This window comes from Bacillus sp. 22446, from assembly GCF_052044955.1.
Taxonomy (GTDB): Bacteria; Bacillota; Bacilli; order Bacillales; family Bacillaceae; genus Bacillus; species Bacillus altitudinis.
Window position 1 is genome coordinate 16217 of sequence record NZ_JBQEOD010000015.1, and the last position, 25686, is coordinate 41902.

The following is a 25686-nucleotide window of genomic DNA, read 5'->3' on the forward strand; positions in this document are numbered from 1 at the left end:
GTCAAATTCGCTCCGCGCCAGTACTCGTCCTTCCTAGACTGCAAAGGTTTTCTATCACGCTGAAAAGAAGACAAAGCCCTTTCATAAGGGCTTTTTTCTTTTGGTTTTCACCACTTCACCTGTTCAGGCATAGGCTAGAAAGAACAACACACCTGAAAGAAGAACAAGTGTAGCGTAAGACGATACCAACAGGATAAGAGCCTGATTGTGGAGTGAAAAGCATGCAATTTCAAATAGGAGATATGGTGACGAGGGCATCCTATCAGATGGATATTATGTTTCGTATCATTCGAATTGATGAGACAGACCAGCACGAAGCCACCGCCATTTTGCATGGGAATGAAGTGAGGCTGATCGCCGATGCGAAGATGTCAGATTTGGTCTTGATTCAAAAAGAGGAGCAGCTGACAAGAGAGAAGGACGATGAACGGAAAATTAACGAATCGCTCGACTTACTCAGGCAAGATTATCAGCTGCTTCGTGAAAAACAAGAGTATTATACGTCTGAACAATATCAGCATCAGGAGCAGTATTTTCATATGCCCGGAAAGGTTCTGCATTTAGATGGAGATGCTTCATACTTAAAGAAATGCTTAGATGTATATGAAAGAATCGGTGTACCTGTGTATGGTGTGCATTGCCACGAGAAGAAAATGCCAAGCATGATTGATTCATTAATTGATCAATACCGGCCTGATATTTTGGTCATCACAGGACATGATGCGTATTCTAAACAAAAGGGTGGTGTACACGATATCGGTGCATATCGTCATTCTCGTCATTTCGTTGAAACGGTTCAAAAGGCAAGAAGGAAGGTTCCGCATTTAGATCAGCTCGTGATCTTTGCAGGTGCCTGCCAATCTCATTTTGAATCATTAATTCAAGCAGGTGCTAATTTTGCAAGCTCACCCTCACGTGTCAACATTCATGCACTTGACCCCGTCTATATTGTTGCCAAGATCAGCTTCACTCCATTTGTAGATCGAATCAACGTGTGGGATGTGCTCCGAAATACGCTGACGAGAGAAAAAGGTCTCGGAGGGATTGAAACAAGGGGTGTTTTAAGGGTAGGTATGCCATATAAAAGAGACCATGAATCGACATAACCCGACTGATTTCAGTCTGGTTTTTTTTATGCTCAAAAAGAAATTTCATATGAATACATAATTCACCGGAATTTGAGAAAAATAGGGAGGAGAAAAGGTAGAAGTTTGTCAAAATTATTTTGTTGACAATGGCTCGTGTTGGTTGATATAATTTAATTTTTATTTGACAAAAATGGGCCGTTGTTGTATAATTATCTCAGTGAGGTGGATGCAATGGCGAAGACTTTGTCCGACATCAAAAGATCGCTTGATGGTAACTTAGGTAAACGTTTGACGTTAAAGGCTAACGGAGGCCGCCGAAAAACAATTGAGCGTTCGGGCATTTTAGCTGAAACGTACCCTTCTGTTTTTGTGATTCAATTAGATCAAGATGAGAATTCGTTTGAAAGAGTTTCTTACAGTTATGCAGATATACTGACTGAGACGGTCGAATTAACGTTCGATGATACCGCTAGCTCAGTCGCCTATTAATGGGCAGTGAACTTTTTGTTTACTGCTTTTTGTTTTGCCTTTTTTTCTGTATGGGAGGCTGTCCATTATTTGAAAGGGGTAAAAGGCAGGAATCGATGCAAAATAAGAAAGCCACAAAGGAGTGGCGATGATTCGAATTCTCGACCAAAGGGGCTGTTTCGTTTGGGTAGACGCCGAGGCATTATGTCAGATGAGTTCAAATACGAGCTGGCGAAAGATCTTGGATTTTATGATACCGTCAAAAATGGAGGCTGGGGAGAGATTCGTGCGCGTGACGCAGGAAATATGGTCAAACGTGCCATTGAATTAGCTCAACAGCACATGGCTCAAGAAGAGAATCAACGATAAAGAAATGATCAGGGATACCTCGGGTGTCTCTGGTCTTTTTTGCTTGAAAAAGTGAGTGTGCTGGGGGCAAAAGCCAATATTCATCAGATCCATCAAATGTGATACAATATTGATACTTATGTTTAGATGGAGAAGTAGGTGAAATGTTTGCGTATTTTAGAAAAAGCACCGGCAAAAATTAATCTCTCACTTGATGTTCATGGAAAAAGACCGGATGGATATCACGAAGTGGAGATGGTGATGACAACAATAGATCTTGCAGATCGACTAGAGCTGACGGAGCTGGACAAAGACGAAATCCGTGTATCATCTCATAATCGTTTTGTGCCAGATGATCAACGGAATTTGGCTTATCAGGCAGCTACATTATTAAAAACAAGATTCGGTATTCAAAAAGGCGTATCGATTGTCATCACAAAAGCAATTCCCGTCGCAGCAGGTTTAGCTGGAGGCAGCAGTGATGCCGCAGCAGCGCTTCGCGGCTTAAACCGTTTGTGGAAGTTAAATCTCACGTTAGATGAACTAGCTGAGCTTGGAGCGGAGATCGGCTCAGATGTCTCTTTTTGTGTACACGGAGGGACAGCGCTAGCGACAGGACGTGGAGAGAAACTAAAGCACATTGCGACACCGCCGCATTGCTGGGTGATTTTAGCGAAGCCGGTGATTGGGGTATCTACAGCTGAGGTCTACAGACAATATGACGCAAGCAAAGTAGAACACCCAAATGTACAGCGTATGATTGAAGCAATTGAAGCGAAAGATTATAAAGAGATGTGCGGCTCACTCGGTAACGTGTTGGAATCTGTGACATTAAAGATGTATCCAGAAGTCGATATGATTAAGAGACAGATGAAGCGTTTCGGAGCAGATGCTGTATTAATGAGCGGCAGCGGGCCAACTGTATTTGGCTTGATTCAATATGAATCGAAGGTACAAAGAATATATAACGGACTGAGAGGATTTTGTGATCAGGTTTACGCTGTCCGCATGATCGGCGAACAAAATACCCTTGATTAAATCCGTATATTAAGTTATATTATTCATAAATTATTCGGGTTCTGGGGGTAAGTTCATGAAGTTTCGTCGAAGCGGCAGATTGGTGGACTTAACAAATTATTTGTTAACCCACCCGCACGTACTAGTACCTTTAACTTTTTTTGCAGAGCGATATCAATCTGCGAAGTCCTCTATTAGTGAAGACTTAACGATTATCAAACAGACCTTCGAACAGCAGGGAATAGGGACTTTACTTACTGTACCTGGCGCTGCTGGCGGAGTGAAATATATTCCAAAGATTCATCTAAAAGAAGCAGACGAAGTCGTAAACGATATCGGAGAGGCATTATCAACTCCTGAACGTGTGCTTCCTGGCGGCTATTTATATTTAACTGATGTTTTAGGCAATCCATCGATTCTTGCGAAAATCGGTAAGCTTTTTGCGACCATTTTTTCGGATCGACCGATTGATGTTGTCATGACTGTTGCGACGAAAGGTATTCCGATTGCCTATTCTGTTGCAGGTTATTTAAATGTGCCTGTTGTGATCGTTAGAAAAGATAATAAGGTAACTGAAGGATCAACTGTGAGTATTAATTATGCATCAGGTTCTTCTAACCGAATTCAAACCATGTCACTTGCAAAGCGGAGCTTAGATAAAGGATCCAATGTGTTGATTATTGATGACTTTATGAAAGCAGGCGGAACCATTAATGGCATGATGAATCTTCTAGAGGAATTTAATGCAAATGTTGCAGGGATCGGTGTTTTATTAGAAGATGAAGGCGTAGATGAACGTCTTGTCGATGAATATGTATCGCTTTTAAAGCTTTCAACCATTGATATGAAGCAGAAAATCATTGAGATTAATGAAGGCAATTTCCACGAGTTTTTTCATTCGAAAGCTTAAGCTTTGATCAAACATGTATTTGAATGGGAGAGATTGATATGACAAAAGTTGTTCAAACCAAAAACGCGCCAGCAGCCATTGGACCTTACTCTCAAGGGATTATCGTCAATAACATGTTTTACAGCTCAGGGCAGATTCCGTTAACGCCAGCTGGAGATTTTGTGAATGGAGATATTAAAGAACAAACACATCAAGTGTTTCATAATCTTAAAGCCGTCCTTGAAGCAGCGGGTGCTTCCTTTGAAACAGTCGTGAAAGCAACGGTTTTCATTAAAGATATGGAACAATTCGCTGAAGTGAATGAAGTGTACGGTGAATACTTCCATACACATAAGCCAGCTCGTTCATGTGTAGAAGTAGCCAGACTTCCAAAAGATGCACTTGTAGAAATTGAAGTTGTGGCATTAGTGAAATAAATAGGCCATCTCTTTGGAGACCGTTTGGTTTCATTATATGTATGAAAAGGCATCGTCATGATGTCTTTTTTCACGCAACCGATGTAAGCGCCGTCATTAAAATGACAAAAAATGTATAAATATCCCGATATTTCAAAAAAAGTTTAAAAAAAGAGCAGGAGAATCACCACAATCGTTGAATACCTAATTAATGCTTTTATATTGGGAAAAGGTGGTGAACTACTGTGGAAGTTACTGACGTAAGATTACGCCGCGTGAATACCGATGGTCGCATGAGGGCGATTGCATCCATCACGCTGGACCACGAATTTGTTGTTCATGATATTCGTGTGATTGATGGAAACAATGGCTTGTTTGTTGCAATGCCTAGCAAACGTACGCCTGATGGAGAGTTTCGCGACATTGCACATCCAATTAATTCAAGCACTCGGGGTAAAATCCAAGATGCTGTTTTAAATGAGTATCATCGCTTAGGCGAAGAGGAAGAGACAATTGAATATGAAGAAGCTGGAGCTTCTTAAAGATATGTGAACCTAAAAAGACAGCTTTAAGAGAAAATGAATGTTTTCTTTTAAATGCTGTCTTTTTTGCGTTTTTTCTCTTGTTCCTTATGTCTCCTGTTCATTAGAAAATTAATGCACTTCCTTTTGTATCCTTGAAATCAGTCCTTATTTAGGATATATTTTTCTATGGATAATAGGGATATTGGAGGCCAATCAATGGATAAGCGGTTCGCAGTGATTTTAGCAGCGGGAAAAGGAACAAGAATGAAGTCAAAGTTATATAAAGTGCTTCATCCAGTTTGCGGAAAGCCAATGGTCGAGCATGTGGCAGATCAAGCGTTAAAGCTATCTTTAGCCAAGCTTGTGACGATTGTCGGTCATGGAGCAGAGGACGTCAAGAAGCAGCTTGGGGACAGAAGTGAATATGCACTTCAAGAAGAACAGCTGGGAACAGCACATGCCGTCAAACAAGCTAAATCGTTCCTCGCGCAGGAAAAGGGAACAACCATTGTCATTTGTGGAGATACACCATTATTGACAGCGGAAACAATGGAAGCCATGTTAAGCGAGCATCAAAAACAACAAGCAAAAGTCACGATTTTGACAGCACACGCGGATGATCCAACAGGTTATGGACGTATTATTCGTGATGAAACAGGTGCTGTAGTAAAGATCGTCGAGCATAAAGATGCAAATGATGCTGAACGTCAAGTGAATGAAATTAATACTGGGACCTATTGCTTTTCAAATGAAGATCTCTTCCGTGTGATTGAGCAAGTGTCAAATGAAAATGCACAAGGTGAATACTATTTGCCGGACGTCATTGAAATTCTAAAGAATGAAGGACAGACAGTTGCAGCGTATCAAACACCGCATTTTGAAGAAACACTTGGAGTCAATGATCGTATCGCTCTATCACAAGCAGAGCAATTCATGAAGCGACGTATTAATCATCAGCATATGAAGAATGGTGTAACCTTGATTGATCCTGAGAACACGTATATCTCGCCAGATGCAGTCATCGGTGAAGATACAATGATTTATCCTGGAACGGTCATCAAAGGGAATGTAAAGATTGGTGCAGATGCCACAATCGGTCCGAACACTGAAATTGTTGATAGCGTAATTGGAGATAGGACAGTCATTAAGCAGTCTGTTGTCTGCGATAGTGAAGTTGGGATAGATGTGACAATTGGACCGTTTGCTCATATTCGCCCGTTGTCGAAAATTGGCGATGAAGTGAAGATCGGGAATTTTGTCGAAATCAAGAAAACAGTTTTCGGTGACCGAAGCAAAGCGTCTCATCTAAGCTATATTGGAGATGCAGAGGTCGGAACGGATGTAAACCTTGGTTGTGGATCCATTACAGTTAATTATGATGGGAAGAACAAATTTTTAACGAAGATTGAAGATGGCGCCTTTATTGGTTGCAATTCAAATCTCGTTGCACCAGTCACTGTCGGAAAAGGGGCATATGTTGCAGCCGGTTCAACGGTTACAGAAGATGTACCGCAGGATGCATTGTCTATTGCTAGAGCAAGACAAGTCAATAAAGAAGATTATGTGAAAAATATTCATAAAAAATAATCCAAATACCCGGAGGTTTACCATGTCTAATCGTTATGCTGATGCGAATTTAAAGATATTCTCTTTGAATTCAAACCCTGAACTTGCCAAAGAAATTGCCGATCGTATCGGAGTTGATGTAGGAAAGAGCTCTGTTAAACGTTTTAGTGACGGTGAAGTCCAAATCAATATTGAAGAAAGTATCCGCGGCTGTGATTGTTATGTCATTCAATCCACTAGTGCGCCAGTCAATGAGCACATTATGGAGCTACTCATTATGGTAGATGCACTAAAACGCGCTTCTGCGAAAACGGTCAATATTGTCATCCCTTATTACGGATATGCACGTCAAGATCGTAAGGCGAAACCTCGTGAGCCAATCACGGCGAAGCTTTTTGCGAACTTACTTGAAACAGCAGGTGCTACACGTGTCATTGCACTTGATCTTCATGCGCCGCAAATCCAAGGTTTCTTTGATATTCCAATCGATAACTTAATGGCTGTGCCAATCTTAACAAACTATTTCGAACAGAAAAACTTGAATGATATCGTTGTTGTGTCTCCTGACCACGGTGGTGTTACGCGTGCGCGCAAAATGGCGGACCGCCTGAAAGCACCAATCGCCATTATCGACAAACGTCGTCCGAAGCCGAACGTGGCTGAAGTGATGAACATCATTGGGAACATTGAAGGCAAAACGGCGATTCTCATCGATGATATCATTGATACAGCTGGTACGATTACACTTGCTGCAAATGCACTTGTGGAAAATGGAGCGGCTGAAGTCTATGCTTGTTGTACTCACCCAGTATTGTCTGGACCAGCAGTAGAACGTATTACAAACTCTAAAATTAAAGAATTAGTTGTGACAAACAGTATTCACTTAACAGATGACAAGAAAGTTGGAAAATTCATTCCGCTTTCAGTTGGGCCTTTGCTTGCAGAAGCCATCATCCGTGTACATGAAGAAGAATCTGTGAGCTACCTTTTCAGCTAATTTTCTGATTGAAAAAGGCCCTAGGCATCAGCTTGGGGTCTTTTTGCTGTGATAAATGAAAGCCAAACATGTTTAAAATGATTCAGTTATGGGTATTTATGAAAGTAGTGACAAAAAAGAAATAGGATGGTGCTGAATATGGCAACTTTAAAAGCAAATAAAAGAACTGATTTCAAACGTTCCACACTGCAAAAAATCCGTCATTCAGGACACGTTCCTGGTGTCATATACGGAAAAAATACAGACAATCTGGCTGTTTCATTAGACAGCATTGATTTATTAAAGACATTACGTGATGAAGGAAAAAATACAATCATCACATTAGACGTTGGCGGTGAAACAAAATCTGTGATGGTAACAGAATTGCAAACAGATCCGTTGAAAAATGAGCTTGTCCACGCTGATTTCCAAGTGGTCGACTTACAGCGAGAAATTGACGCAGATGTACCTGTACAACTCATTGGTGAATCCAAAGGGGTAAAGGATGGCGGTGTGCTTCAGCAGCCACTATTTGAGCTATCCATTACAGCGAAACCAAAGGATATCCCGCAAAATATTGAAGCTGATATTACAAACTTAGAAGTAAATGACGTACTAACAGTTGGTGATCTGTCTGTTCAGTCTACGTATCAAATTAATAATGATCCAGAAGAAGTTGTTGCTTCGATCTTACCGCCTCAGCAATCAGAGGTTCCAGAGCCAGATAGTGAAGAGGAAACGCAAGAGCCTGAGGCCATTAAAGAAAAAGATGATAGCGAAGAATAACTGGTCAATTAGAGACGTAACCCTCCCGCGGTTACGTCTTTTGTGCTAGAATGAAAAGAATTCATACGTTTTGCATGAGGCAATCACATTGGCTCATTTTTTAGGCGTGTGCATGTGCGACAAAGGAGGTTATTGGTTTCATGATTGCGTTCGTTGGATTGGGTAATCCGGGAAAAGAATATGAAAAAACAAGACATAACGTCGGGTTTATGACAATAGATGAACTATCAAAAAAATGGGACATCCCATTAAATCAATCAAAATTCCATGGACAATATGGAACTGGGTTTGTTTCGGGACAAAAGGTTCTACTTGTGAAGCCTCTTACATATATGAACTTATCAGGGGAATGTGTGCGTCCGCTGATGGATTACTATGACATTCCCCTTGAACATTTGAAGGTCATCTATGATGATCTTGATTTGCCAACGGGCCGGATTCGTTTGCGTACAAAAGGAAGTGCAGGCGGACATAACGGAATCAAATCGTTGATTCAGCATTTAGGTTCACCTGAGTTTGACCGATTCCGTATCGGCATCGGCCGTCCACAAAACGGCATGAAGGTCGTCGATTACGTACTAGGACGCTTTTCAGAGGAAGAACAGCCTAATATCTCATCTGCTATTCAAGCATCTGTTGAAGCTTGTGAAGCGGCTTTAACAAAGCCATTTTTAGAAGTGATGAATGATTTTAACAAGAAGGTATAAGAATGATAAGCAAAGCACATACTGATCATAAAATCTCAGCATGGGAGGATCACGTATGGCTTTGCACTATTACTGCCGGCACTGTGGTGTAAAGGTTGGCAGTCTAGATGAATCCGCTGTCCAAAGTGAAGCACTTGGATTTCATCACTTAACAAATGAGGAAAGAAACGATATGATTTCTTATAGGGAAAATGGTGATTTACATGTACAAACCATTTGTGAGGATTGCCAAGAGGCGCTCGAAAGAAATCCTGATTACCATCAGTATCATACCTTTATTCAATAAAAAGCTTTGGTGTAGATAATAGACCAAAGCGTTTTTCTGTTTTAAACAAGCAGGGAGGAGGAGCCAAATGAAAAATATACAATCATTTATCAAACAAAGTGATGATTTTCAGTCCATTTTTAATGGGCTAAAGGAAGGTTTAAAAGAACAACTGCTCGCCGGACTATCAGGCTCCGTCAGATCTTTATTTACAGCCGCCATATCAGACGAATTAAAGCGGCCGATGTTTATTGTGACACATAACTTATATCAAGCGCAGAAGGTCACAGATGATCTAGCAAGTGTGATGCCAGATCGCTCGGTCCTTCTTTATCCTGTCAATGAACTCATTGCATCTGAGATTGCTGTAGCAAGCCCGGAGCTTAGAGCGCAGCGTCTTGATGTATTGAATCGTCTCGCGAATGGAGAAAATCCGATTGTCGTGACCCCAGCAGCTGCAGTGCGTAGAATGCTTCCGCCTGTTGAGCTCTGGAAGGAGAGTCAGATCCATTTAAAGGTTGGTGAAGAAATTGATTTGGAGGCGTTTTCAAAACAACTCGTGCAAATCGGTTATGACCGGACGTCCATGGTCGCTGCGCCCGGAGACTTTAGTGTGCGCGGAGGCATCATTGACATTTATGCGTTAACGGAAGACCACCCGATCCGTATTGAGCTGTTTGATACAGAAGTGGATTCTATTCGGTCCTTCCACTCTGACACGCAGCGTTCATTGGAAACACTTCAAGAAATCAAGATTGGCCCGGCGAAAGAGCTGATTGTAAGAGGGCCTGAACGAGTGAGAGCGATTGAACAGCTTGACGAAGGTCTTGCCAGCAGCTTAAAGAAATTCAACTCGGATAAACAAAAAGAACTGCTCCATCAGAATATTTCTGCTGATCGTGAGAAGCTGCTAGAAGGTATTGTGACACAAGAAATGACGAAGTATCTGTCCTATTTCTATGAAAAGCCTGCTAGTTTGCTAGATTATACATCGCAGGATACGATTATCATTCTAGATGAAATCAGCAGAATTCAGGAGATGGAAGAACAGCTTGAACAGGAAGAAGCAGATTGGACAATTAGTCTGCTGGAAGAAGGGAATATCCTGCATGATCTAGCCCTTTCCTTCCCATTTCAAGAGCTGTTCAATCAGCAATCGAGATCGATTCTGTACTATTCCTTATTTTTGAGACATGTTCAGCAGACCAATCCGCAAAATATCGTCAATGTATCTAGTAAGCAAATGCAGAATTTCCACGGGCAGATGAATGTGCTTGCAAGTGAAATTGAACGCTACAAAAAGCAGAATTATACGGTTGTCTTTTTAGGTGCGGATGAAGAGCGGACAGAGAAGTTGTCATCTGTCTTGCATGATTATGACATTGAAGCAGCTCTTGCTAAACCTGATGCTGAGCTTGTCAGCGGGCAAGTATATATTTTACAAGGTGAGCTGCAAACCGGTTTTGAACTACCTTTATCCAAAATTGCTGTCATTACAGAGGGTGAACTTTTCAAGAAACGTGTGAAGAAGCAGGCACGTAAGCAAAAGCTGACGAACGCAGAGCGAATCAAAAGCTATTCAGAGCTGCAAGTGGGCGATTATGTGGTGCACATTAACCACGGGATCGGTAAGTATTTAGGAATTGAAACGCTTGAAATTGGCGGCATTCATAAAGATTATTTAAATATTCATTATCAAGGAAGCGATAAGCTTTATGTCCCTGTTGAACAAATTGATCAGGTGCAGAAGTATGTAGGGTCAGAAGGGAAAGAACCAAAGCTATACAAACTAGGCGGCAGCGACTGGAAACGCGTGAAGAAAAAAGTAGAATCATCTGTGCAGGACATTGCAGATGATCTGATTAAGCTGTACGCAGAACGTGAAGCAAGCAAAGGGTATGCCTTCTCGCCTGACCATGAGATGCAGCGCCAGTTTGAATCTGCATTCCCTTACCAAGAAACAGATGATCAAATTCGCTCGATTCATGAAATCAAGCAAGACATGGAGCGGGAGCGCCCGATGGATCGTCTGCTTTGTGGAGATGTGGGCTATGGAAAAACAGAGGTGGCGATTCGAGCGGCCTTCAAAGCCATTGCTGACGGGAAGCAGGTGGCACTGCTTGTACCAACAACGATCTTAGCGCAGCAGCATTTTGACACGATTATGGACAGATTCCAAGACTATCCTGTTAAAATCGCTCAGCTTAGCCGCTTCCGTACACGAAAAGAAACAACAGAAACCTTAAAAGGGCTGAAAAACGGAACGATTGATATGGTCATCGGGACGCATCGTCTTCTTTCAAAAGACATTGTGTACAAGGATTTAGGACTGTTAATTATCGATGAAGAGCAGCGCTTCGGTGTGACGCATAAAGAGAAAATTAAACAAATGAAAGCCAATATTGATGTGCTGACGTTAACGGCAACGCCAATTCCTCGTACGCTTCATATGTCGATGCTTGGCGTACGTGACTTATCTGTTATTGAAACACCACCTGAGAACCGTTTCCCAGTTCAAACCTATGTTGTCGAGTACAATGGTGCGTTAGTTAGAGAAGCCATTGAGCGAGAACTGGCAAGAGGCGGTCAAGTGTACTTCCTTTATAACCGAGTGGAGGATATTGAACGAAAAGCAGATGAAATCTCGATGCTTGTTCCAGACGCAAAAGTAAGCTACGCACACGGGAAAATGAGTGAGAACGAGCTGGAATCCGTGATGATTAATTTCCTAGAAGGTGAATCGGATGTACTTGTTAGTACAACCATTATCGAAACGGGCGTAGACATTCCAAATGTGAACACGCTCATTGTTCATGATGCTGATAAAATGGGGCTTTCGCAGCTGTACCAGTTAAGAGGACGAGTTGGGCGCTCGAATCGTGTGGCCTATGCTTATTTCACTTATCGAAAAGATAAAGTGCTTTCTGAAGTAGCTGAGAAAAGACTTCAAGCCATTAAAGAATTCACTGAGCTTGGGTCAGGCTTTAAAATTGCGATGCGTGACTTAACGATTCGAGGAGCAGGGAATTTACTTGGTGCACAGCAGCATGGATTTATTGATTCTGTTGGCTTCGACCTTTACTCTCAAATGCTGAAAGAAGCCATTGAAGAAAGAAGAGGCGATACGACTGCTCAAGAAAAATTTGAGCCGGAAATTGATCTCCAAATTGATGCCTACATTCCAGATAGCTATATTTCTGACGGCAAACAAAAAATCGAGATGTATAAACAGTTTAGAGCGATTGGATCTATAGAAGAGCGGAAAGAGCTTCAAGATGAAATGATTGACCGATTCGGAGAATATCCGCAAGAAGTGGCTGATTTGTTCACGATTGCGACGATGAAGGTGTACGCTGTGCAGGAACGTGTCGAGTTGATCAAGATGGAGAAAGGCATTGTCAGACTCACTCTTGATGAAAAAGCAAGCAGCGACATCGATGGTCAAAAATTATTTGAGCTTGGCAGTCAATATGGACGTGATATCGGTCTTGGCATGGAAGGCAGCAAGCTGATTATTTCTGTCCAAACAAAAGGTAAGAAAACGGAGGAGTGGCTTGAAGTCGTTCTTCGTATGCTTCGAGGTCTTCAAGATGTGAAAAAAGAAACCATTCCATCTTCATAAAATTTTGTTGGTCTCTCGTGTATATTACGTTTGATGTGACAGATACTAAACTCAGGGTCAAGTGGTGAATGTTGCATAAAGTGGACGCTTTTGTTCCATTCACCCAACACATCATCAAACGAAAGAGAGGCAGCAGTGAATGAAAGCAACTGGAATTGTACGCCGCATCGATGATCTAGGTAGAGTGGTTATACCGAAGGAGATTCGCAGAACATTGCGCATCCGGGAAGGAGATCCACTTGAGATTTTTGTCGACCGCGATGGAGAAGTCATTTTGAAGAAGTATTCACCGATTAGTGAGCTAGGAGACTTTGCGAAGGAATATGCTGATGCATTATTCGACAGTTTGGGTCATTCTATCCTCATCTGTGATCGTGATACGTATATTGCTGTATCCGGTAGTTCAAAAAAAGAGTACTTAAACAAATCCATTAGTGATTTACTTGAACGAACAATGGATCAGCGTAATTCTGTATTAGAGGACAGCAAGAAAGAAATTCAGCTTGTGGATGGTATTGATGATGATGTATCAGCTTATACCATTGCACCTATTGTTGCAAACGGAGATCCAATTGGCGCCGTCGTCTTATTTTCTAAAGAGCGTTCAATGGGAGAAGTGGAGCATAAAGCGGCAGAAACGGCAGCTGGCTTCTTAGCCCGTCAAATGGAACATTAGGTCTAATAAATCTATATCATTTTGATAAAACGAAAGAATGCCGATGAAATCATCTGATTTTGTCGGCGTTTTTTATATGGGATGAAACAAAACAATGAATGTATCGTCTACTCCTTAGAAAGAAACGGCTTGCCAGTCACGTATGATATAATGAGTGCGTTTAAATGCAGGTATATTTTTTGATTGAACATAAAGGAGTCATCCATGAAAAATGCTGTAAATCAGCCGCATTGGCTTTTCCAAGGTGCGGTGATTTTAACCATCGCAGGCTTGTTATCAAAGGTACTGAGTGCCGTATATCGTGTCCCTTTTCAAAATATCGTAGGAGACACAGGTTTTTATATTTATCAGCAGGTCTATCCCTTTCTTGGCATTGCAATCATGCTCGGCACCACTGGTTTTCCTGTAATGGTGTCCAAGCTTCTGAGCGAGCATGGTGAGGAGAATCGCCGAATCATTACAAAGGTATCCTTGGTGTATATCACTTTGCTGAGCTTGGTCTTATTTCTTTGTTTATACATAGGAGCAGGCACAATTGCGAATCTCATGGCGGACAGTCAATTAATGTTGCTCATCCAGATGAGTTCGTTTGTGTTTTTATTTCTGCCGCTTACCGTGATGCTGAGGGGTGTTTTTCAGAGTGATGGGCTGATGCTCCCCACTGCGGTCTCTCAATTGGCTGAGCAACTCATCAGAGTAGGCGTCCTGCTTGTTTTATCTTTCTATTTTGTGAGACATGGCTATTCGCTTTATGAAACAGGAGCGGGTGCGGTGTTCTCTTCTATAGCTGGAAGTGCGGCTTCACTCATTTTGCTTCTTTTCCTTTGGCTGACCTATCGGAAGCGGTCGTCAGCGAGCAAGACATTAAAACAGGCTACACTGCGGAAAAAAAATGTGCTGAAGAGTTTGGTGCTGTATACATTGACGATTTGTGTGAGTGGATTGCTGATCCTATGGATGCAAATGATCGATGCTTTTCACCTGTATGCGCTGCTGCGCAGTGAGGGACTGAGTGAAGCAGCTGCAAAGGCGGCAAAAGGCGTGTATGACCGAGGTCAGCCGTTCTTGCAGCTCGGGACGGTGTTTGCAATTAGTATCGGGACGTCTCTTGTTCCGTTTTTGTCGTCGGCCTTAAGAAAAGGGCAGCATAAAGCAATTCGTGAAAAAGTACGTACATCGTTTAAGGCAACATCGGTGCTGGGGATTGGTTCAGCTGTCGGTCTTATATGTATTTTATCGTCTGTGAACATCATGCTTTTTCGTAATGACTTAGGGACAGATGCGCTGCAAATATTTTGCATATCCATTGCCTTTACATCAATGGCGATTACGCAAACCGCTTTACTTCAGGGTCTGGGACATACCGTGTATCCGGCTGTTGTGGTCCTGATCAGTGTACTGGTGAAATGGGTGCTGACGCTGGCTCTTGTCCCGTTATTCGGCATTTATGGAGCTGCTTGGTCGACTGTTTGTGGGTTTCTCGCCGCCGCTGCGCTCAATGCGGTGTATTTGAAGCATAAAGGGTGGATTTCAATAAGAGAGCTATTCCCAGTGAAAATTCTTTTATCAGCAGCATTCATGGCCGTCGTTTTAATTGGATATCAGGCATTGTTTTCTTGGGTCATTCCCTTTGAGAAACGTCCGTTTTCTGTTTTAGAGAGCCTGACTTCAGTTTTTATTGGTGGTTTCGCCTTTTTATATAGTATTCTTAAGCTAGACGTATTTACGGAAGAGGAATGGAGACTCATTCCATTAGGAGAAAAGATTTTATATTTTAAACAGATGAGAGGGAATCGAAATGGCAGGTAAGATTACAGTCGTTGGTCTTGGGGCAGGCGACATGGATCAGCTGACGCTCGGTGTATATAAGCAGCTGAAGCAGGCGAAAGAAGTATACATGAGAACGCAGGATCATCCACTCACCGCAGAATTGATGCAGGAGGTCCCGTCTCTGACCTTTTTTGATGAGATCTATGAAAAGCATGATCAGTTTGATGCAGTGTATGAGGAAATCACAGACATTCTCTTCCGAGAGGCTGCGGAGAAAGATATTGTGTATGCAGTACCAGGTCACCCGTTTGTAGCGGAAAAGACAGTGCAGCTTCTTGTTTCACAACAGAAGGAGCACGGGGTTGAGGTGTACGTGGTTGGTGGACAAAGCTTTTTGGATGCGACGTTTAATTCCTTACAGATTGACCCAATTGAAGGGCTGCAATTCGTTGACGCAGGGGATATGAGAGCGGATGATCTAAAGTTGACCCAGCATGTGCTGATCTGTCAAGTATATGATCAGATGACAGCCTCGAATGTGAAGCTGACCCTCATGGAAAAGCTACCTGACGATTATGAAGTCTTTATCGTAACGGCAGCTGGAAGCAGTCAGGAACAGATTACAGGTGTTCCTTTATTTGAACTTGATCGAGATGTGTCGATAAATAACTTAACGAGTGTTTATGTGCCTCCAATCCAAGATGAAAAGCTACTCTATCAGCAATTTGACACTTTCCGTGAAGTCATTCGTACATTAAGAGGTCCTGGCGGCTGTCCTTGGGATCAAAAACAAACGAATGAGTCGCTCAAACCATATCTAATTGAAGAATGTTATGAGCTGCTGGAAGCCATAGATGAAGACGATCCAGATCATATGGTTGAAGAACTCGGAGATGTACTGCTTCAAGTTTTACTCCATGCTCAAATTGGTGAAGATGATGGTTACTTCTCAATGGATGACGTCATCCAGCATGTCACAGAAAAAATGATTCGACGACATCCGCATGTGTTTGGTGATACGGATGTGTCTGAAGCATCAGATGTCGTCGCCAACTGGGAAAAAATCAAGCAGCAGGAAAAACCGGAGCGTGCAGCATCTATTTTGCAATCCATTCCAACGACTCTTCCAGCTTTAACAAAAGCCTATAAGCTCCAAAAGAAAGCAGCGAAAGTGGGCTTCGACTGGACAGAAGTAGAGGATATTTGGAACAAATACGAAGAAGAAAAGCAGGAATTCCTTGTGGAAGTGGCAGAGAAAACAGATGAAGGTGCAACAAAGCAGATGAAGGATGAATTTGGGGATCTTTTATTTGTTCTCGTCAACATCGGCAGATTTTATCACCTAGAGCCTGAAACCGCCCTCTCTTCTGCAAACACAAAATTTATGCGGCGCTTTCAGCATATTGAACAAAAAGCAAAGGACATAGGGCGTTCACTAGAGGACTTGACCTTAGAAGAAATGGACGATCTGTGGAACGATGCTAAACGCATAGAAAGAGGTGAACATACATGAGACTAGATAAATTCTTAAAAGTGTCTCGTTTAATCAAAAGAAGAACATTGGCAAAAGAAGTAGCCGATCAAGGGAGAATTTCCATTAATGGCACGCAGGCGAAAGCCAGCTCTGACGTGAAAGAAGGGGACGAGCTTCAAATCCGCTTTGGCCAAAAGCTTGTGACTGTTCAAGTCAACGAGTTAAAAGACACAACGAAAAAAGAAGAAGCTGCTGGCATGTATACCGTGCTAAAAGAAGAGAAAACAGCAGAATAGGGCTTGTTCTAAATGTCCCGCCTGTCACATACAATGCAGTAACAATGCAAGTATGAGATATGGGGGATGTATAAATGAATCAATATTATAATCAACCTCAAGGCACGAAGTTGTCATCAGAAGCCGAGCATCATGTCACAATGCGCAACAGAAAGCATTTAGATATTACCGGGGTCAAACAAGTCGAGAGCTTTGATAATGAAGAATTTCTGCTTGAGACTGTCATGGGAGTCCTAGCCATTCGCGGAGAAAATCTGCAAATGAAAAACTTAGATGTAGAAAAGGGCGTTGTGTCCATTAAAGGGCGTGTCTTTGACTTAATCTATGTAGATGAGCAGCACGGGGAGAAAGCTAAAGGATTTTTTAGCAAGCTGTTTAAATGACACTGACGGTCCAGTTTTATACGATGCTTTCGATGGCGGCGATGGGCATCTGGCTGGGCGCATCGCTGGATACGTACAAGCTGTTTGTGAACCGGGAAAAAACAGCAAAATGGCTGCTGGCCATTCACGACCTCCTTTTTTGGGTGGTGCAGGGTCTCTTATTCTTTTATGTCCTGCTGCTGACCAATGAGGGAGAATTCAGGCTTTATATTTTTCTAGCTGTTGCTTTAGGTTTCTCGATGTACCAGGCATTGATGAAACAGCTGTATATGAACATCCTCAAGTTTGTAATGAGGTGTATTTATCAGACTGTTCTTGTCCTGAAAAGGCTGATCATGTCGATGGTTTTCCAGCCCATTCGCTGGATCGTTGGTTTGATCATAAGTGCTCTTCTGTTCTTGTTCCACTCGCTCTTACGCCTTGTTCGTTTTGCGTTTCGACTCGTGTGGAAGGTGCTGTATATTGTTTGTTATCCGCTTATTTGGTTACTCAATGTAACCATTATTCATCGAATTCCCGAAAAATGGCGAACATCAATGAGGTTGTTTTTCTCAAAAGGAGCAGGAATTTTACAAGGGATCAAGAAAGTATCTCGTACCATGAAAACGAAATGGAAACAATTCTGGACAAAGTAAGAGAGGAGGCCTTCATCCTTGAACGAGAGAAAAAGAAATATCGCACAAATTCAAAATGATTATCAAAAACAAATGGAACAGCAAGCGCAGCGCTTAAAACGCAAACGCCGGGGACTCCTTAGAAGGCTTACCGTGTTTGGAGTCATTGTGCTCATGTTTGCTGTTTTGGTAACAAGTGCCCTCTGGTCGCAATCGTCTGCATTGAAAGAAAAAGAAGAGAAGAAGGTTGCGCTTGAAAAAGAATTGAAGCAATTACAAACAAAGCAGGAAGATATTTCTGATGAAATCAAAAAGCTGAAAAGCAAAGAATACGTACTCGAACTGGCACGACGGGACTATTATATGTCTAAAAAAGGCGAAAAAATCTTTGATGTGGGCAATAAGAGCGATTAGCCTTGTTGACACTTAAAATTCAGTTTATGTATAATTGAACAAATGAGATTTTTTTATAAGTCTAAGGAGGAGCACTTTTTTTATGTCGATTGAAGTTGGCAGCAAGTTACAAGGGAAAGTTACGGGCATTACAAATTTTGGAGCTTTTGTGGAGTTGCCAGGCGGTTCAACTGGTCTCGTTCATATCAGTGAGGTAGCCGATAACTATGTAAAAGATATTAATGAGCATTTAAAAGTCGGTGAACAAGTTGAAGTGAAAGTGATTAACGTTGAAAAAGACGGTAAAATCGGCTTGTCCATTAAAAAAGCAAAAGATCGTCCTCAACAACAACAATCAAGACCGAGCAGAAATGATTTCCGTCCGAAGGAATCGTTTGAGCAAAAAATGAACAAATTCTTAAAAGATAGTGAAGACCGCTTAACATCTTTAAAACGTAACACGGAATCAAAACGTGGGGGACGCGGAGCAAGAAGAGGTTAACTTGTTGCTGCTTTCTATATATCTTTCACAACAAAGCACCTGCTGTTTAGCGGGTGCTTTTTTTCAATACAAATTCAACGTTTTTTGTGCATTTGCCATTTAATTTAAAACTTTCTATTGACGGACAAGCGAATCCTTTGTATTATAGTTCTTGTGCTTCTTAGCGCATTTTACATTATGGCGGTGTAGCTCAGCTGGCTAGAGCGTACGGTTCATACCCGTGAGGTCGGGGGTTCGATCCCCTCCGCCGCTATCCTTTTAAAAAGAACGATAAGCAAGGCCCGTTGGTCAAGCGGTTAAGACACCGCCCTTTCACGGCGGTAACACGGGTTCGAATCCCGTACGGGTCATCTTCCAAACAGCTTTCTATAGGAAAGCTGTTTTTTTGTGCTTTCGTAAAATTCTGATGAAAGACATCGACTTTCAAGAAAGTATGCCTTTTTGGCAAATAAAGCGTCGAACGTTTTATGGAAACGACAACTTCTTTTGACAAAATTTCTTTTTCACCTTCGCTATAATGACAAGCAACGAATATCAGGTGGTGGATGAAAAGATGGAAAAACTAGAAAGAAGAACTGATTTAACGGGAGCCGGGTTTGAAAGAATCAGTGCAGGGTTAAAAAAGATGAAAAACCTGTTTCTTCATCATACGCATTCTCTTTTTTTCTATAAAGGGTTTATTTATGTTGTTCTGGGCTTTTTATTGGGACGAGCCTTTATCTTATCTGAAATTATGCCGTTTGCATTACCTTTCTTTGGGTCCATGCTGCTCATTAAAAGGGATAAAGCAATGCTTGCTTGTCTTGCTTTACTCGCTGGAGCGATGACGATATCACCTCAAAATGCATTATTCGTGTTTGCGTCATTGATCGTGTTCCTCCTCATGTCAAAGGTCGTTTCATTTATCATCAAAGACCCAGTGAAAACATTACCGGTTGTGATTGTGCTCTCAATGCTGATGACCAGGGGAACTTTTGTTTACCTCGAGCAGGGTGCGGTTCAAAGCTATGACTATGTGATGGCAGGGGTTGAAGCTGGACTTGCCTTCATTTTGACACTGATTTTTCTTCAAAGTTTGCCGATTTTTACAGTCAGGAAAATCAAACACTCTTTAAAGGTTGAAGAAATTATTTGCTTTATGATATTAATCGCTTCAGTTTTAACAGGTCTGGCTGGGATCACATTTCAAGGAATGCAGGCAGAGCATATTTTGTCACGATATGTAGTGCTGAGCTTTGCCTTTATTGGAGGAGCGAGTATTGGTTGTACAGTGGGTGTTGTAACTGGATTAATTCTTGGTCTCGCCAACATCGGCAACCTTTATCAGATGAGTCTGCTTGCCTTTTCGGGCTTATTAGGCGGATTACTAAAAGAGGGGAAAAAAGCAGGAGCAGCCATCGGCTTGATTGTGGGTTCTTTACTAATCTCCCTCTACGGTGAAGGGTCAGCAGGGCTAATGACAACGCTATATGAATCACTCATCGCAGTTGCACTGTTTTTGCTCACACCACAGTCAGTAACGTCCAAGGTGGCAAAATATATTCCTGGTACGGTAGAGCATGTACAGGAACAGCAGCAATATGCCAGAAAAGTAAGAGACGTGACAGCAAAAAAGGTAGATCAATTCTCTAATGTATTTCATGCGCTGTCTGAGAGTTTTGCGACATTTTACGAATCCATTCCTGAGGAGAAGAAGCAGGAAGAGGATGTAGATCTTTTTTTAAGTACGATCACAGAACGTTCCTGTCAAACGTGCTATAAGAAAAATAAATGCTGGGTGCAGAACTTTGATACAACCTATGAACTCATGAAACAAGTTATGCATGAATCTGATGAAAAAACGTACGAGCATAACCGGAAGTTGAAAAAGAAATTCAGTCAGCACTGCTCAAAATCAAAGCATGTAGAAGAATTGATTGAAGAGGAGATAGCTTACTATAAAGCAAATCAGACCTTAAAGAAAAAGGTCCAAGACAGCAGGCGCCTTGTCGCCGAACAACTGATGGGTGTCTCACAAGTCATGGAGGATTTTTCCAGGGAAATAAAACGTGAAAGAGAGCAGCATTTTATTCAGGAAGAGCAGATGATAGAAGCACTTCAGAACTTTGGAATTGAAATTCAGCAAGTTGAAATTTATAGCTTAGAACAGGGAAATGTTGATATAGAGATGAGAATTCCCTATTGCCAAGGTCATGGGGAATGCGAAAAAATCATCGCTCCAATGCTCTCGGATATTTTAGAAGAACAAGTTTTAGTCAAAGCAGAGCAGTGTGCGGAGCATCCAACAGGTTATTGTCATGTTGTATTCGGTTCTGCAAAATCGTATCGAGTGTCTACAGGTGTAGCACATGCAGCGAAAGGCGGAGGATTAGTATCAGGAGACAGCTACAGCATGATGGAGCTGGGTGCAGGTAAATATGCCGCAGCTATTAGTGATGGGATGGGAAATGGAGCAAGAGCCCATTTTGAAAGCAATGAAACGATCAAGCTGTTAGAAAAAATCTTGGCGTCTGGTATTGATGAAAAAGTAGCGATTAAAACGATTAATAGCATTTTATCTTTACGGACAACAGATGAAGTCTATTCCACATTAGACTTATCCATCATTGATTTACAGGATGCGAGCTGTAAGTTCCTCAAGATTGGCTCCACCCCAAGTTTTATTAAACGTGGTGATCAAGTGATGAAGGTACAGGCCAGCAACTTGCCTATTGGCATTATTGATGAATTTGAAGTAGAAGTGGTGAGTGAACAGATGAAGGCAGGAGATCTCCTTATCATGATGAGCGACGGTATCTTTGAAGGACCAAAGCATATCGAAAATCATGATTTATGGGTCAAACGAAAAATGAAGAGCTTTAAAACAGAAGATCCGCAAGAGATTGCTGATTTATTAATGGAGGAGGTCATTCGCACAAGAGCAGGTCAAATCGATGACGATATGACGGTTGTCGTCATTAGGCTCGACCACAATACACCAAAATGGGCATCCATTCCGACCGGTACATTCTATCTCCAGAAACAAGAGATTTCTTGAAATATCGTATAATATGAATTTCTTCTGGCGATGATGGGGATATAAGCATTCAGTTACAATCCCAGGAGGAATGAAGATGCGAAAAGGTCACGTAAACCAAATCTTACTGATTACAGATGGCTGCTCAAATCATGGGGAAGACCCACTTGCGATTGCCGCATTGGCAAAGGAGCAAGGGATCACAGTCAATGTCATTGGCATTATGGAAGAGAACAGACACGATCATGAAGCGATGAAAGAAGTAGAGGGGATTGCTCTAGCAGGCGGAGGCATTCATCAGGTTGTCTACGTTCAGCAATTGTCCCAAACCGTACAAATGGTGACAAAAAAGGCGATGACGCAAACGTTACAAGGTGTTGTGAATAAAGAATTGCAGCAAATTCTTGGCAAAGATACTGAAATTGAAGAACTTCCCCCAGATAAGCGTGGAGAAGTGATGGAGGTTGTGGACGAGCTCGGTGAGACGGTTCATCTTCAAGTGCTTGTGCTTGTGGATACGAGTGCAAGTATGAAACCGAAGTTGCCAACGGTCAAAGAAGCACTCATCGATCTCTCTATTAGTCTAAATTCGAGAATTGGTGAAAATCAGTTTGGGATGTGTGTATTTCCCGGGAAAAACTCAGATGCAGAAATTGTGTTGAACTGGACGCCTCGGTTCGATTCGTTATCATCGATTTTCCCGAAGCTGACAACAGGAGGAATTACACCGACAGGACCAGCAATTCGAGAAGCACTCCAGCATTTCAAATCAGTTCGTTCACGAAAAGGGCTGCTTGAAGCGAAGGAAGAACATGATGAATTCGGCTTCTAACATCCCATTAGGTACAATGATAAAGGGAAAGTGGCATCACCAACATTACCGCATTGTAAAAGAGCTGGGAAAAGGGGCGAACGGTGTGGTTTATCTGGCCGAATCGCCAAAGGGGCAAGTGGCCCTTAAAGTGAGTGATGACAGTATGCTCATTGCATCTGAAGTCAATGTATTAAAATCCTTTTCAAAGGCTCCTGTGAAAACCATGGGGCCTTCTTTTTATGATATGGATGATGCTCTTTATCCTGGAATGTCAGAGAAACGGTCGTTTTATGTCATGGAGTATGTCAGAGGGCCATTGCTACTTGAATTTGTGAAACAAAAAGGCGATGAATGGATCGTCGTTCTCATGATTCAACTGTTGTCTAACCTTGCTCACTTACATAAGGAAGGCTGGATCTTCGGTGACTTGAAGCCTGATAATCTCATCGTTTCAGGCCCCCCAGCTACGATTCGATGTATTGATGTTGGAGGAACAACGAAGGCAGGAAGGGCGATTAAGGAATACACCGAGTTTTTTGACCGCGGCTACTGGGGCTTCGGTACAAGAAAAGCAGAACCTTCTTATGATCTATTTGCTTTAAGTATGGTCATGGTGAACTGTGCCTATAAAAAAGAATTTAAAAAAGGGGCAGAACCAGAAAAGCAGCTTTATCGGGCGATTGAAGGACATCCTTTATTAAAGCGATATGAGAGGGTGTTAAAGGCGGCTCTCCAAGGCAAATTTCAATCAGCGGCAGACATGAAAAGCGCGATGCTGAAAGAAGGACAATTGCTTGCTTCAAGAAAATCACGACAAAAGAAGCCATCACAGCAAACTAGGCAAAAGCCAGCTGTTTCCCAACATCAACAGGCCGCACCTTCACGATCAAGAGTTGCTGCTGCGAAAAGAACATCAGTACGCAAAAAATCAGGCGGGCTTTTTGAAACCATTCTCATCTTATGCAGTGTGCTCGCTCTTTACTGTGCCTATGTGGTTTTATTCCTATTATAGAGCTGTAAAAAAGCAGGCTTCTTCTTTGCTTGGAGCTAATGAAAGTGATAGGATATGTATATCTTTAAATTACCTGCTCTTTGTGAGGAGGAAGTTGTGAATAGAATTGAATCTTTTTTGAAAAAACATGATGTTTTCCTTGAAAATACGACAGTCATTGTCGGGGTTTCTGGCGGACCAGATTCTATGCTCTTGCTGCATGAACTAAACAAACGTCGAAAAGGTTCCTTTCAGCTGATTGCAGCCCATGTAGATCACATGTTCAGAGGAGAAGAATCCTTTGCTGATTTGGCATTTGTTGAAGCGTACTGTAAAGAGCATGAGATCCTTTTTGAATCGGCTCGTATACAGGTCACCCAATATGCAAAAGAAAACCGCTTAAACAAACAGGCAGCTGCAAGAGAGTGCAGATATGCTTTCTTTCGTCAATTGATGGAACAGTACAACGCTCAATTTATAGCGCTTGCACATCATGGAGACGATCAAGTAGAAACAATGGTGATGAGGCTGACAAGAGGGACTGTTGGAATAGGACTCGCAGGTATGCAAGCAAAGCGCCCTTTTCAAGAAGGGTGGCTGATTCGTCCGCTGATTGGATATTCTAAGGATGATGTACTCACTGCTTGCGAAAAAGAACAAGTTCCTTATGTCATTGATCAAAGCAATCACACCGATGACTACTTGAGAAACCGGATCAGAAGACACGTTCTTCCCGTGTTAAAAGAAGAGGCACCTCATGTGCATGAAAGCTTTCAGTTTGTAAGTGACATGCTGACTGAGGATGAGCAGTACTTGCAGGCATTAACAAAGGATCAAATGCATCAAGTCATTACGAATCAAACGCCTAAGCAAATTGAGATCAAAACGAAGCCTTTGCTTGACCTGCCTTTGCCTTTACAAAGAAGAGGCATTCAACTAATATTAAACTATCTTTATGAAAACACTCAATCAGCGTTTTCAAACCAGCATATTCTAGGGACTTTGGACTGGTTATCTCATACTGATCAACCGTCTGGATCATTAGATTTGCCAAAAGGTTTACAAGCTGTCAAATCTTATGATCACTGTATGTTTACCTTTGAACGATCGCTTGTCATAGATCAGTCATATACTCATCATTTAAAAGGTGAGCTTGGCGAGGAACTTTTTCTCCCGAATGGACAGTCTATCTTGGTATCAAATCATGTTCCGAAGGATGCACGGAACGGAAACTATTTTTTCTTGCTTCAAAAAGATCATGTTCGTCTTCCTTTGATCATTCGCTCACGAAAAAACGGTGATCGAATCAAACTAAAAGGGATGAATGGATCAAAAAAGGTGAAAGATATATTTATTGATAAAAAAGTGCCTCTTGCAGAAAGAGACAGCTGGCCGATCGTCACTGACTCGGATCATCAAATCATCTGGATCCCAGGTCTGAAAAAATCCGTTTTTGAAGAAATTGATATGACAAACAGCGATCTCATTGTATTACAATATAGACAGCACGAAAATTTGTAGGGGGCAAGCAAAAGCATGAAACAAGATATTGAAAAGATTTTGATCTCAGAAGAAGAGATCCAGCTAAAAGTGAAGGAACTGGGTGCAACATTAACCAGCGATTATGATGGTAAATTTCCCCTGGCTATTGGTGTTTTGAAAGGGGCTCTTCCATTCATGGCAGACCTGATCAAACACATTGATACATATTTAGAGCTTGATTTTATGGATGTATCTAGCTACGGAAAGTCTACCGTATCTTCTGGAGAAGTGAAGATCATCAAAGATCTAGATACTTCTGTTGAAGGAAGAGATATTCTAATTATGGAAGATATCATCGACAGTGGGTTAACTTTGAGTTATCTGGTAGAGCTTTTCCGATACCGTAAAGCAAACTCCATTAAAATTGTGACATTGCTTGATAAACCAAGCGGCCGCAAAGCAGACATCAAAGCAGATTATGTTGGGTTTGAAGTACCAGATGCATTTGTTGTTGGCTATGGATTGGATTTTGCCGAACGTTACCGAAACCTCCCGTATATTGGAGTGTTAAAACCATCTGTTTACGAAGGCTAATGAGCACAC

Annotated in this window: 25 protein-coding genes, 2 tRNA genes and 1 pseudogene; all 28 read left to right on the top strand. The window is 41.9% G+C overall.

From position 1 onward, the window contains the following. The first annotated feature begins 221 nt into the window (after window positions 1–221). The 28 genes and pseudogenes from yabG (at window position 222) to hpt (ending at window position 25677) form a co-directional block, all read left to right on the top strand. Entirely contained in the window at window positions 222–1106 is an 885-nt protein-coding gene (gene yabG / locus ACTJJD_RS18730) for a sporulation peptidase YabG (protein ID WP_057078750.1), read from the top strand. Between the two features lie 213 nt (window positions 1107–1319). Further along, window positions 1320–1577 (top strand): biofilm formation stimulator Veg, encoded by a 258-nt coding sequence (gene veg / locus ACTJJD_RS18735; RefSeq protein WP_003217979.1) that lies wholly within the window; start codon window positions 1320–1322, stop codon window positions 1575–1577. A 162-nt stretch (window positions 1578–1739) separates the two neighbouring features. Beyond that, on the top strand, window positions 1740–1925 hold the full coding sequence (locus tag ACTJJD_RS18740; protein WP_017366434.1) for a small, acid-soluble spore protein, alpha/beta type: 186 nt from the start codon (window positions 1740–1742) through the stop codon (window positions 1923–1925). Between the two features lie 147 nt (window positions 1926–2072). Beyond that, window positions 2073–2942, top strand: coding sequence for a 4-(cytidine 5'-diphospho)-2-C-methyl-D-erythritol kinase (gene ispE / locus ACTJJD_RS18745; RefSeq protein WP_440608746.1), 870 nt, complete (start codon window positions 2073–2075; stop codon window positions 2940–2942). Window positions 2943–2997: 55 nt separating this feature from the next. After that, on the top strand, window positions 2998–3831 hold the full coding sequence (gene purR / locus ACTJJD_RS18750; RefSeq protein WP_007496210.1) for a pur operon repressor: 834 nt from the start codon (window positions 2998–3000) through the stop codon (window positions 3829–3831). 38 nt (window positions 3832–3869) lie between these two features. Further along, complete coding sequence (gene ridA, locus ACTJJD_RS18755; RefSeq protein ID WP_008341860.1) at window positions 3870–4247, top strand: 2-iminobutanoate/2-iminopropanoate deaminase; 378 nt, start codon at window positions 3870–3872, stop codon at window positions 4245–4247. A gap of 224 nt (window positions 4248–4471) precedes the next feature. Further along, a complete protein-coding gene (spoVG, locus tag ACTJJD_RS18760; RefSeq protein ID WP_008357439.1) occupies window positions 4472–4768 on the top strand; it encodes a septation regulator SpoVG in 297 nt (98 codons plus the stop codon). A 198-nt stretch (window positions 4769–4966) separates the two neighbouring features. Next, on the top strand, window positions 4967–6337 hold the full coding sequence (glmU, locus tag ACTJJD_RS18765) for a bifunctional UDP-N-acetylglucosamine diphosphorylase/glucosamine-1-phosphate N-acetyltransferase GlmU (protein ID WP_440608740.1): 1371 nt from the start codon (window positions 4967–4969) through the stop codon (window positions 6335–6337). Window positions 6338–6359: 22 nt separating this feature from the next. Next, on the top strand, window positions 6360–7313 hold the full coding sequence (locus tag ACTJJD_RS18770; protein WP_003217907.1) for a ribose-phosphate diphosphokinase: 954 nt from the start codon (window positions 6360–6362) through the stop codon (window positions 7311–7313). Window positions 7314–7451: 138 nt separating this feature from the next. Next, window positions 7452–8078 carry a 50S ribosomal protein L25/general stress protein Ctc gene (locus ACTJJD_RS18775; protein ID WP_008341853.1) on the top strand — a complete coding sequence of 209 codons (627 nt, stop codon included), beginning with the start codon at window positions 7452–7454 and terminating at the stop codon, window positions 8076–8078. A 140-nt stretch (window positions 8079–8218) separates the two neighbouring features. Then, window positions 8219–8785, top strand: a complete 567-nt coding sequence (gene pth, locus ACTJJD_RS18780) for an aminoacyl-tRNA hydrolase (protein ID WP_440608741.1) — start codon at window positions 8219–8221, stop codon at window positions 8783–8785. A gap of 55 nt (window positions 8786–8840) precedes the next feature. Then, on the top strand, window positions 8841–9071 hold the full coding sequence (locus ACTJJD_RS18785) for an anti-sigma-F factor Fin family protein (RefSeq protein ID WP_003217967.1): 231 nt from the start codon (window positions 8841–8843) through the stop codon (window positions 9069–9071). Window positions 9072–9138: 67 nt separating this feature from the next. Further along, window positions 9139–12672 (top strand): transcription-repair coupling factor, encoded by a 3534-nt coding sequence (mfd, locus tag ACTJJD_RS18790; RefSeq protein ID WP_019743557.1) that lies wholly within the window; start codon window positions 9139–9141, stop codon window positions 12670–12672. A gap of 139 nt (window positions 12673–12811) precedes the next feature. Next, window positions 12812–13348 (top strand): stage V sporulation protein T, encoded by a 537-nt coding sequence (spoVT, locus tag ACTJJD_RS18795; protein ID WP_007496196.1) that lies wholly within the window; start codon window positions 12812–12814, stop codon window positions 13346–13348. 204 nt (window positions 13349–13552) lie between these two features. Continuing rightward, entirely contained in the window at window positions 13553–15157 is a 1605-nt protein-coding gene (locus tag ACTJJD_RS18800) for a putative polysaccharide biosynthesis protein (protein WP_440608742.1), read from the top strand. After that, window positions 15147–16631 carry a nucleoside triphosphate pyrophosphohydrolase gene (mazG, locus tag ACTJJD_RS18805; protein WP_440608743.1) on the top strand — a complete coding sequence of 495 codons (1485 nt, stop codon included), beginning with the start codon at window positions 15147–15149 and terminating at the stop codon, window positions 16629–16631. The genes ACTJJD_RS18800 and mazG overlap by 11 nt, the downstream gene beginning before the upstream one ends. Further along, window positions 16628–16888, top strand: a complete 261-nt coding sequence (locus ACTJJD_RS18810) for an RNA-binding S4 domain-containing protein (RefSeq protein WP_008341839.1) — start codon at window positions 16628–16630, stop codon at window positions 16886–16888. The genes mazG and ACTJJD_RS18810 overlap by 4 nt, the downstream gene beginning before the upstream one ends. Before the next feature lie 74 nt (window positions 16889–16962). Next, window positions 16963–17271: a sporulation protein YabP gene (gene yabP, locus ACTJJD_RS18815; protein ID WP_007496190.1), complete on the top strand. Its 309-nt coding sequence runs from the start codon at window positions 16963–16965 to the stop codon at window positions 17269–17271. Continuing rightward, complete coding sequence (gene yabQ, locus ACTJJD_RS18820; protein WP_146271839.1) at window positions 17268–17906, top strand: spore cortex biosynthesis protein YabQ; 639 nt, start codon at window positions 17268–17270, stop codon at window positions 17904–17906. Before yabP ends, yabQ begins: the two co-directional genes overlap by 4 nt. A gap of 18 nt (window positions 17907–17924) precedes the next feature. Then, complete coding sequence (locus tag ACTJJD_RS18825; protein ID WP_007496186.1) at window positions 17925–18299, top strand: FtsB family cell division protein; 375 nt, start codon at window positions 17925–17927, stop codon at window positions 18297–18299. 82 nt (window positions 18300–18381) lie between these two features. Beyond that, the gene (locus ACTJJD_RS18830) at window positions 18382–18780 is read left to right on the top strand and encodes a S1 domain-containing RNA-binding protein (protein ID WP_003217901.1); all 399 of its coding nucleotides are present in this window, start codon (window positions 18382–18384) and stop codon (window positions 18778–18780) included. A gap of 179 nt (window positions 18781–18959) precedes the next feature. After that, window positions 18960–19033: transfer RNA gene (locus ACTJJD_RS18835), tRNA-Met, on the top strand. Between the two features lie 25 nt (window positions 19034–19058). After that, window positions 19059–19130: transfer RNA gene (locus ACTJJD_RS18840), tRNA-Glu, on the top strand. A gap of 203 nt (window positions 19131–19333) precedes the next feature. Beyond that, window positions 19334–21817 carry a stage II sporulation protein E gene (gene spoIIE, locus ACTJJD_RS18845; RefSeq protein WP_025206603.1) on the top strand — a complete coding sequence of 828 codons (2484 nt, stop codon included), beginning with the start codon at window positions 19334–19336 and terminating at the stop codon, window positions 21815–21817. Between the two features lie 76 nt (window positions 21818–21893). Next, on the top strand, window positions 21894–22628 hold the full coding sequence (locus ACTJJD_RS18850) for a vWA domain-containing protein (RefSeq protein ID WP_008341829.1): 735 nt from the start codon (window positions 21894–21896) through the stop codon (window positions 22626–22628). Beyond that, window positions 22612–23622: a protein kinase domain-containing protein gene (locus tag ACTJJD_RS18855; RefSeq protein ID WP_171464884.1), complete on the top strand. Its 1011-nt coding sequence runs from the start codon at window positions 22612–22614 to the stop codon at window positions 23620–23622. Before ACTJJD_RS18850 ends, ACTJJD_RS18855 begins: the two co-directional genes overlap by 17 nt. Window positions 23623–23718: 96 nt before the next feature. Beyond that, window positions 23719–25141, top strand: a pseudogene (gene tilS / locus ACTJJD_RS18860) (tRNA lysidine(34) synthetase TilS). Next, on the top strand, window positions 25138–25677 hold the full coding sequence (gene hpt, locus ACTJJD_RS18865; protein ID WP_007496175.1) for a hypoxanthine phosphoribosyltransferase: 540 nt from the start codon (window positions 25138–25140) through the stop codon (window positions 25675–25677). The pseudogene tilS and the gene hpt overlap by 4 nt, the downstream one beginning before the upstream one ends. Window positions 25678–25686: the final 9 nt, after the last annotated feature.

Excerpts from the sequence above, each read along its gene's own strand:
- yabG (WP_057078750.1), top strand. The coding sequence starts at position 222 with ATGCAATTTCAAATAGGAGATATGGTGACGAGGGCATCCTATCAGATG.
- veg (WP_003217979.1), top strand. The coding sequence starts at position 1,320 with ATGGCGAAGACTTTGTCCGACATCAAAAGATCGCTTGATGGTAACTTA.
- purR (WP_007496210.1), top strand. The coding sequence starts at position 2,998 with ATGAAGTTTCGTCGAAGCGGCAGATTGGTGGACTTAACAAATTATTTG.
- ridA (WP_008341860.1), top strand. The coding sequence starts at position 3,870 with ATGACAAAAGTTGTTCAAACCAAAAACGCGCCAGCAGCCATTGGACCT.
- glmU (WP_440608740.1), top strand. The coding sequence starts at position 4,967 with ATGGATAAGCGGTTCGCAGTGATTTTAGCAGCGGGAAAAGGAACAAGA.
- ACTJJD_RS18770 (WP_003217907.1), top strand. The coding sequence starts at position 6,360 with ATGTCTAATCGTTATGCTGATGCGAATTTAAAGATATTCTCTTTGAAT.
- ACTJJD_RS18775 (WP_008341853.1), top strand. The coding sequence starts at position 7,452 with ATGGCAACTTTAAAAGCAAATAAAAGAACTGATTTCAAACGTTCCACA.
- pth (WP_440608741.1), top strand. The coding sequence starts at position 8,219 with ATGATTGCGTTCGTTGGATTGGGTAATCCGGGAAAAGAATATGAAAAA.
- ACTJJD_RS18785 (WP_003217967.1), top strand. The coding sequence starts at position 8,841 with ATGGCTTTGCACTATTACTGCCGGCACTGTGGTGTAAAGGTTGGCAGT.
- mfd (WP_019743557.1), top strand. The coding sequence starts at position 9,139 with ATGAAAAATATACAATCATTTATCAAACAAAGTGATGATTTTCAGTCC.
- spoVT (WP_007496196.1), top strand. The coding sequence starts at position 12,812 with ATGAAAGCAACTGGAATTGTACGCCGCATCGATGATCTAGGTAGAGTG.
- ACTJJD_RS18800 (WP_440608742.1), top strand. The coding sequence starts at position 13,553 with ATGAAAAATGCTGTAAATCAGCCGCATTGGCTTTTCCAAGGTGCGGTG.
- mazG (WP_440608743.1), top strand. The coding sequence starts at position 15,147 with ATGGCAGGTAAGATTACAGTCGTTGGTCTTGGGGCAGGCGACATGGAT.
- ACTJJD_RS18810 (WP_008341839.1), top strand. The coding sequence starts at position 16,628 with ATGAGACTAGATAAATTCTTAAAAGTGTCTCGTTTAATCAAAAGAAGA.
- yabP (WP_007496190.1), top strand. The coding sequence starts at position 16,963 with ATGAATCAATATTATAATCAACCTCAAGGCACGAAGTTGTCATCAGAA.
- yabQ (WP_146271839.1), top strand. The coding sequence starts at position 17,268 with ATGACACTGACGGTCCAGTTTTATACGATGCTTTCGATGGCGGCGATG.
- ACTJJD_RS18830 (WP_003217901.1), top strand. The coding sequence starts at position 18,382 with ATGTCGATTGAAGTTGGCAGCAAGTTACAAGGGAAAGTTACGGGCATT.
- spoIIE (WP_025206603.1), top strand. The coding sequence starts at position 19,334 with ATGGAAAAACTAGAAAGAAGAACTGATTTAACGGGAGCCGGGTTTGAA.
- ACTJJD_RS18850 (WP_008341829.1), top strand. The coding sequence starts at position 21,894 with ATGCGAAAAGGTCACGTAAACCAAATCTTACTGATTACAGATGGCTGC.
- ACTJJD_RS18855 (WP_171464884.1), top strand. The coding sequence starts at position 22,612 with ATGAATTCGGCTTCTAACATCCCATTAGGTACAATGATAAAGGGAAAG.
- hpt (WP_007496175.1), top strand. The coding sequence starts at position 25,138 with ATGAAACAAGATATTGAAAAGATTTTGATCTCAGAAGAAGAGATCCAG.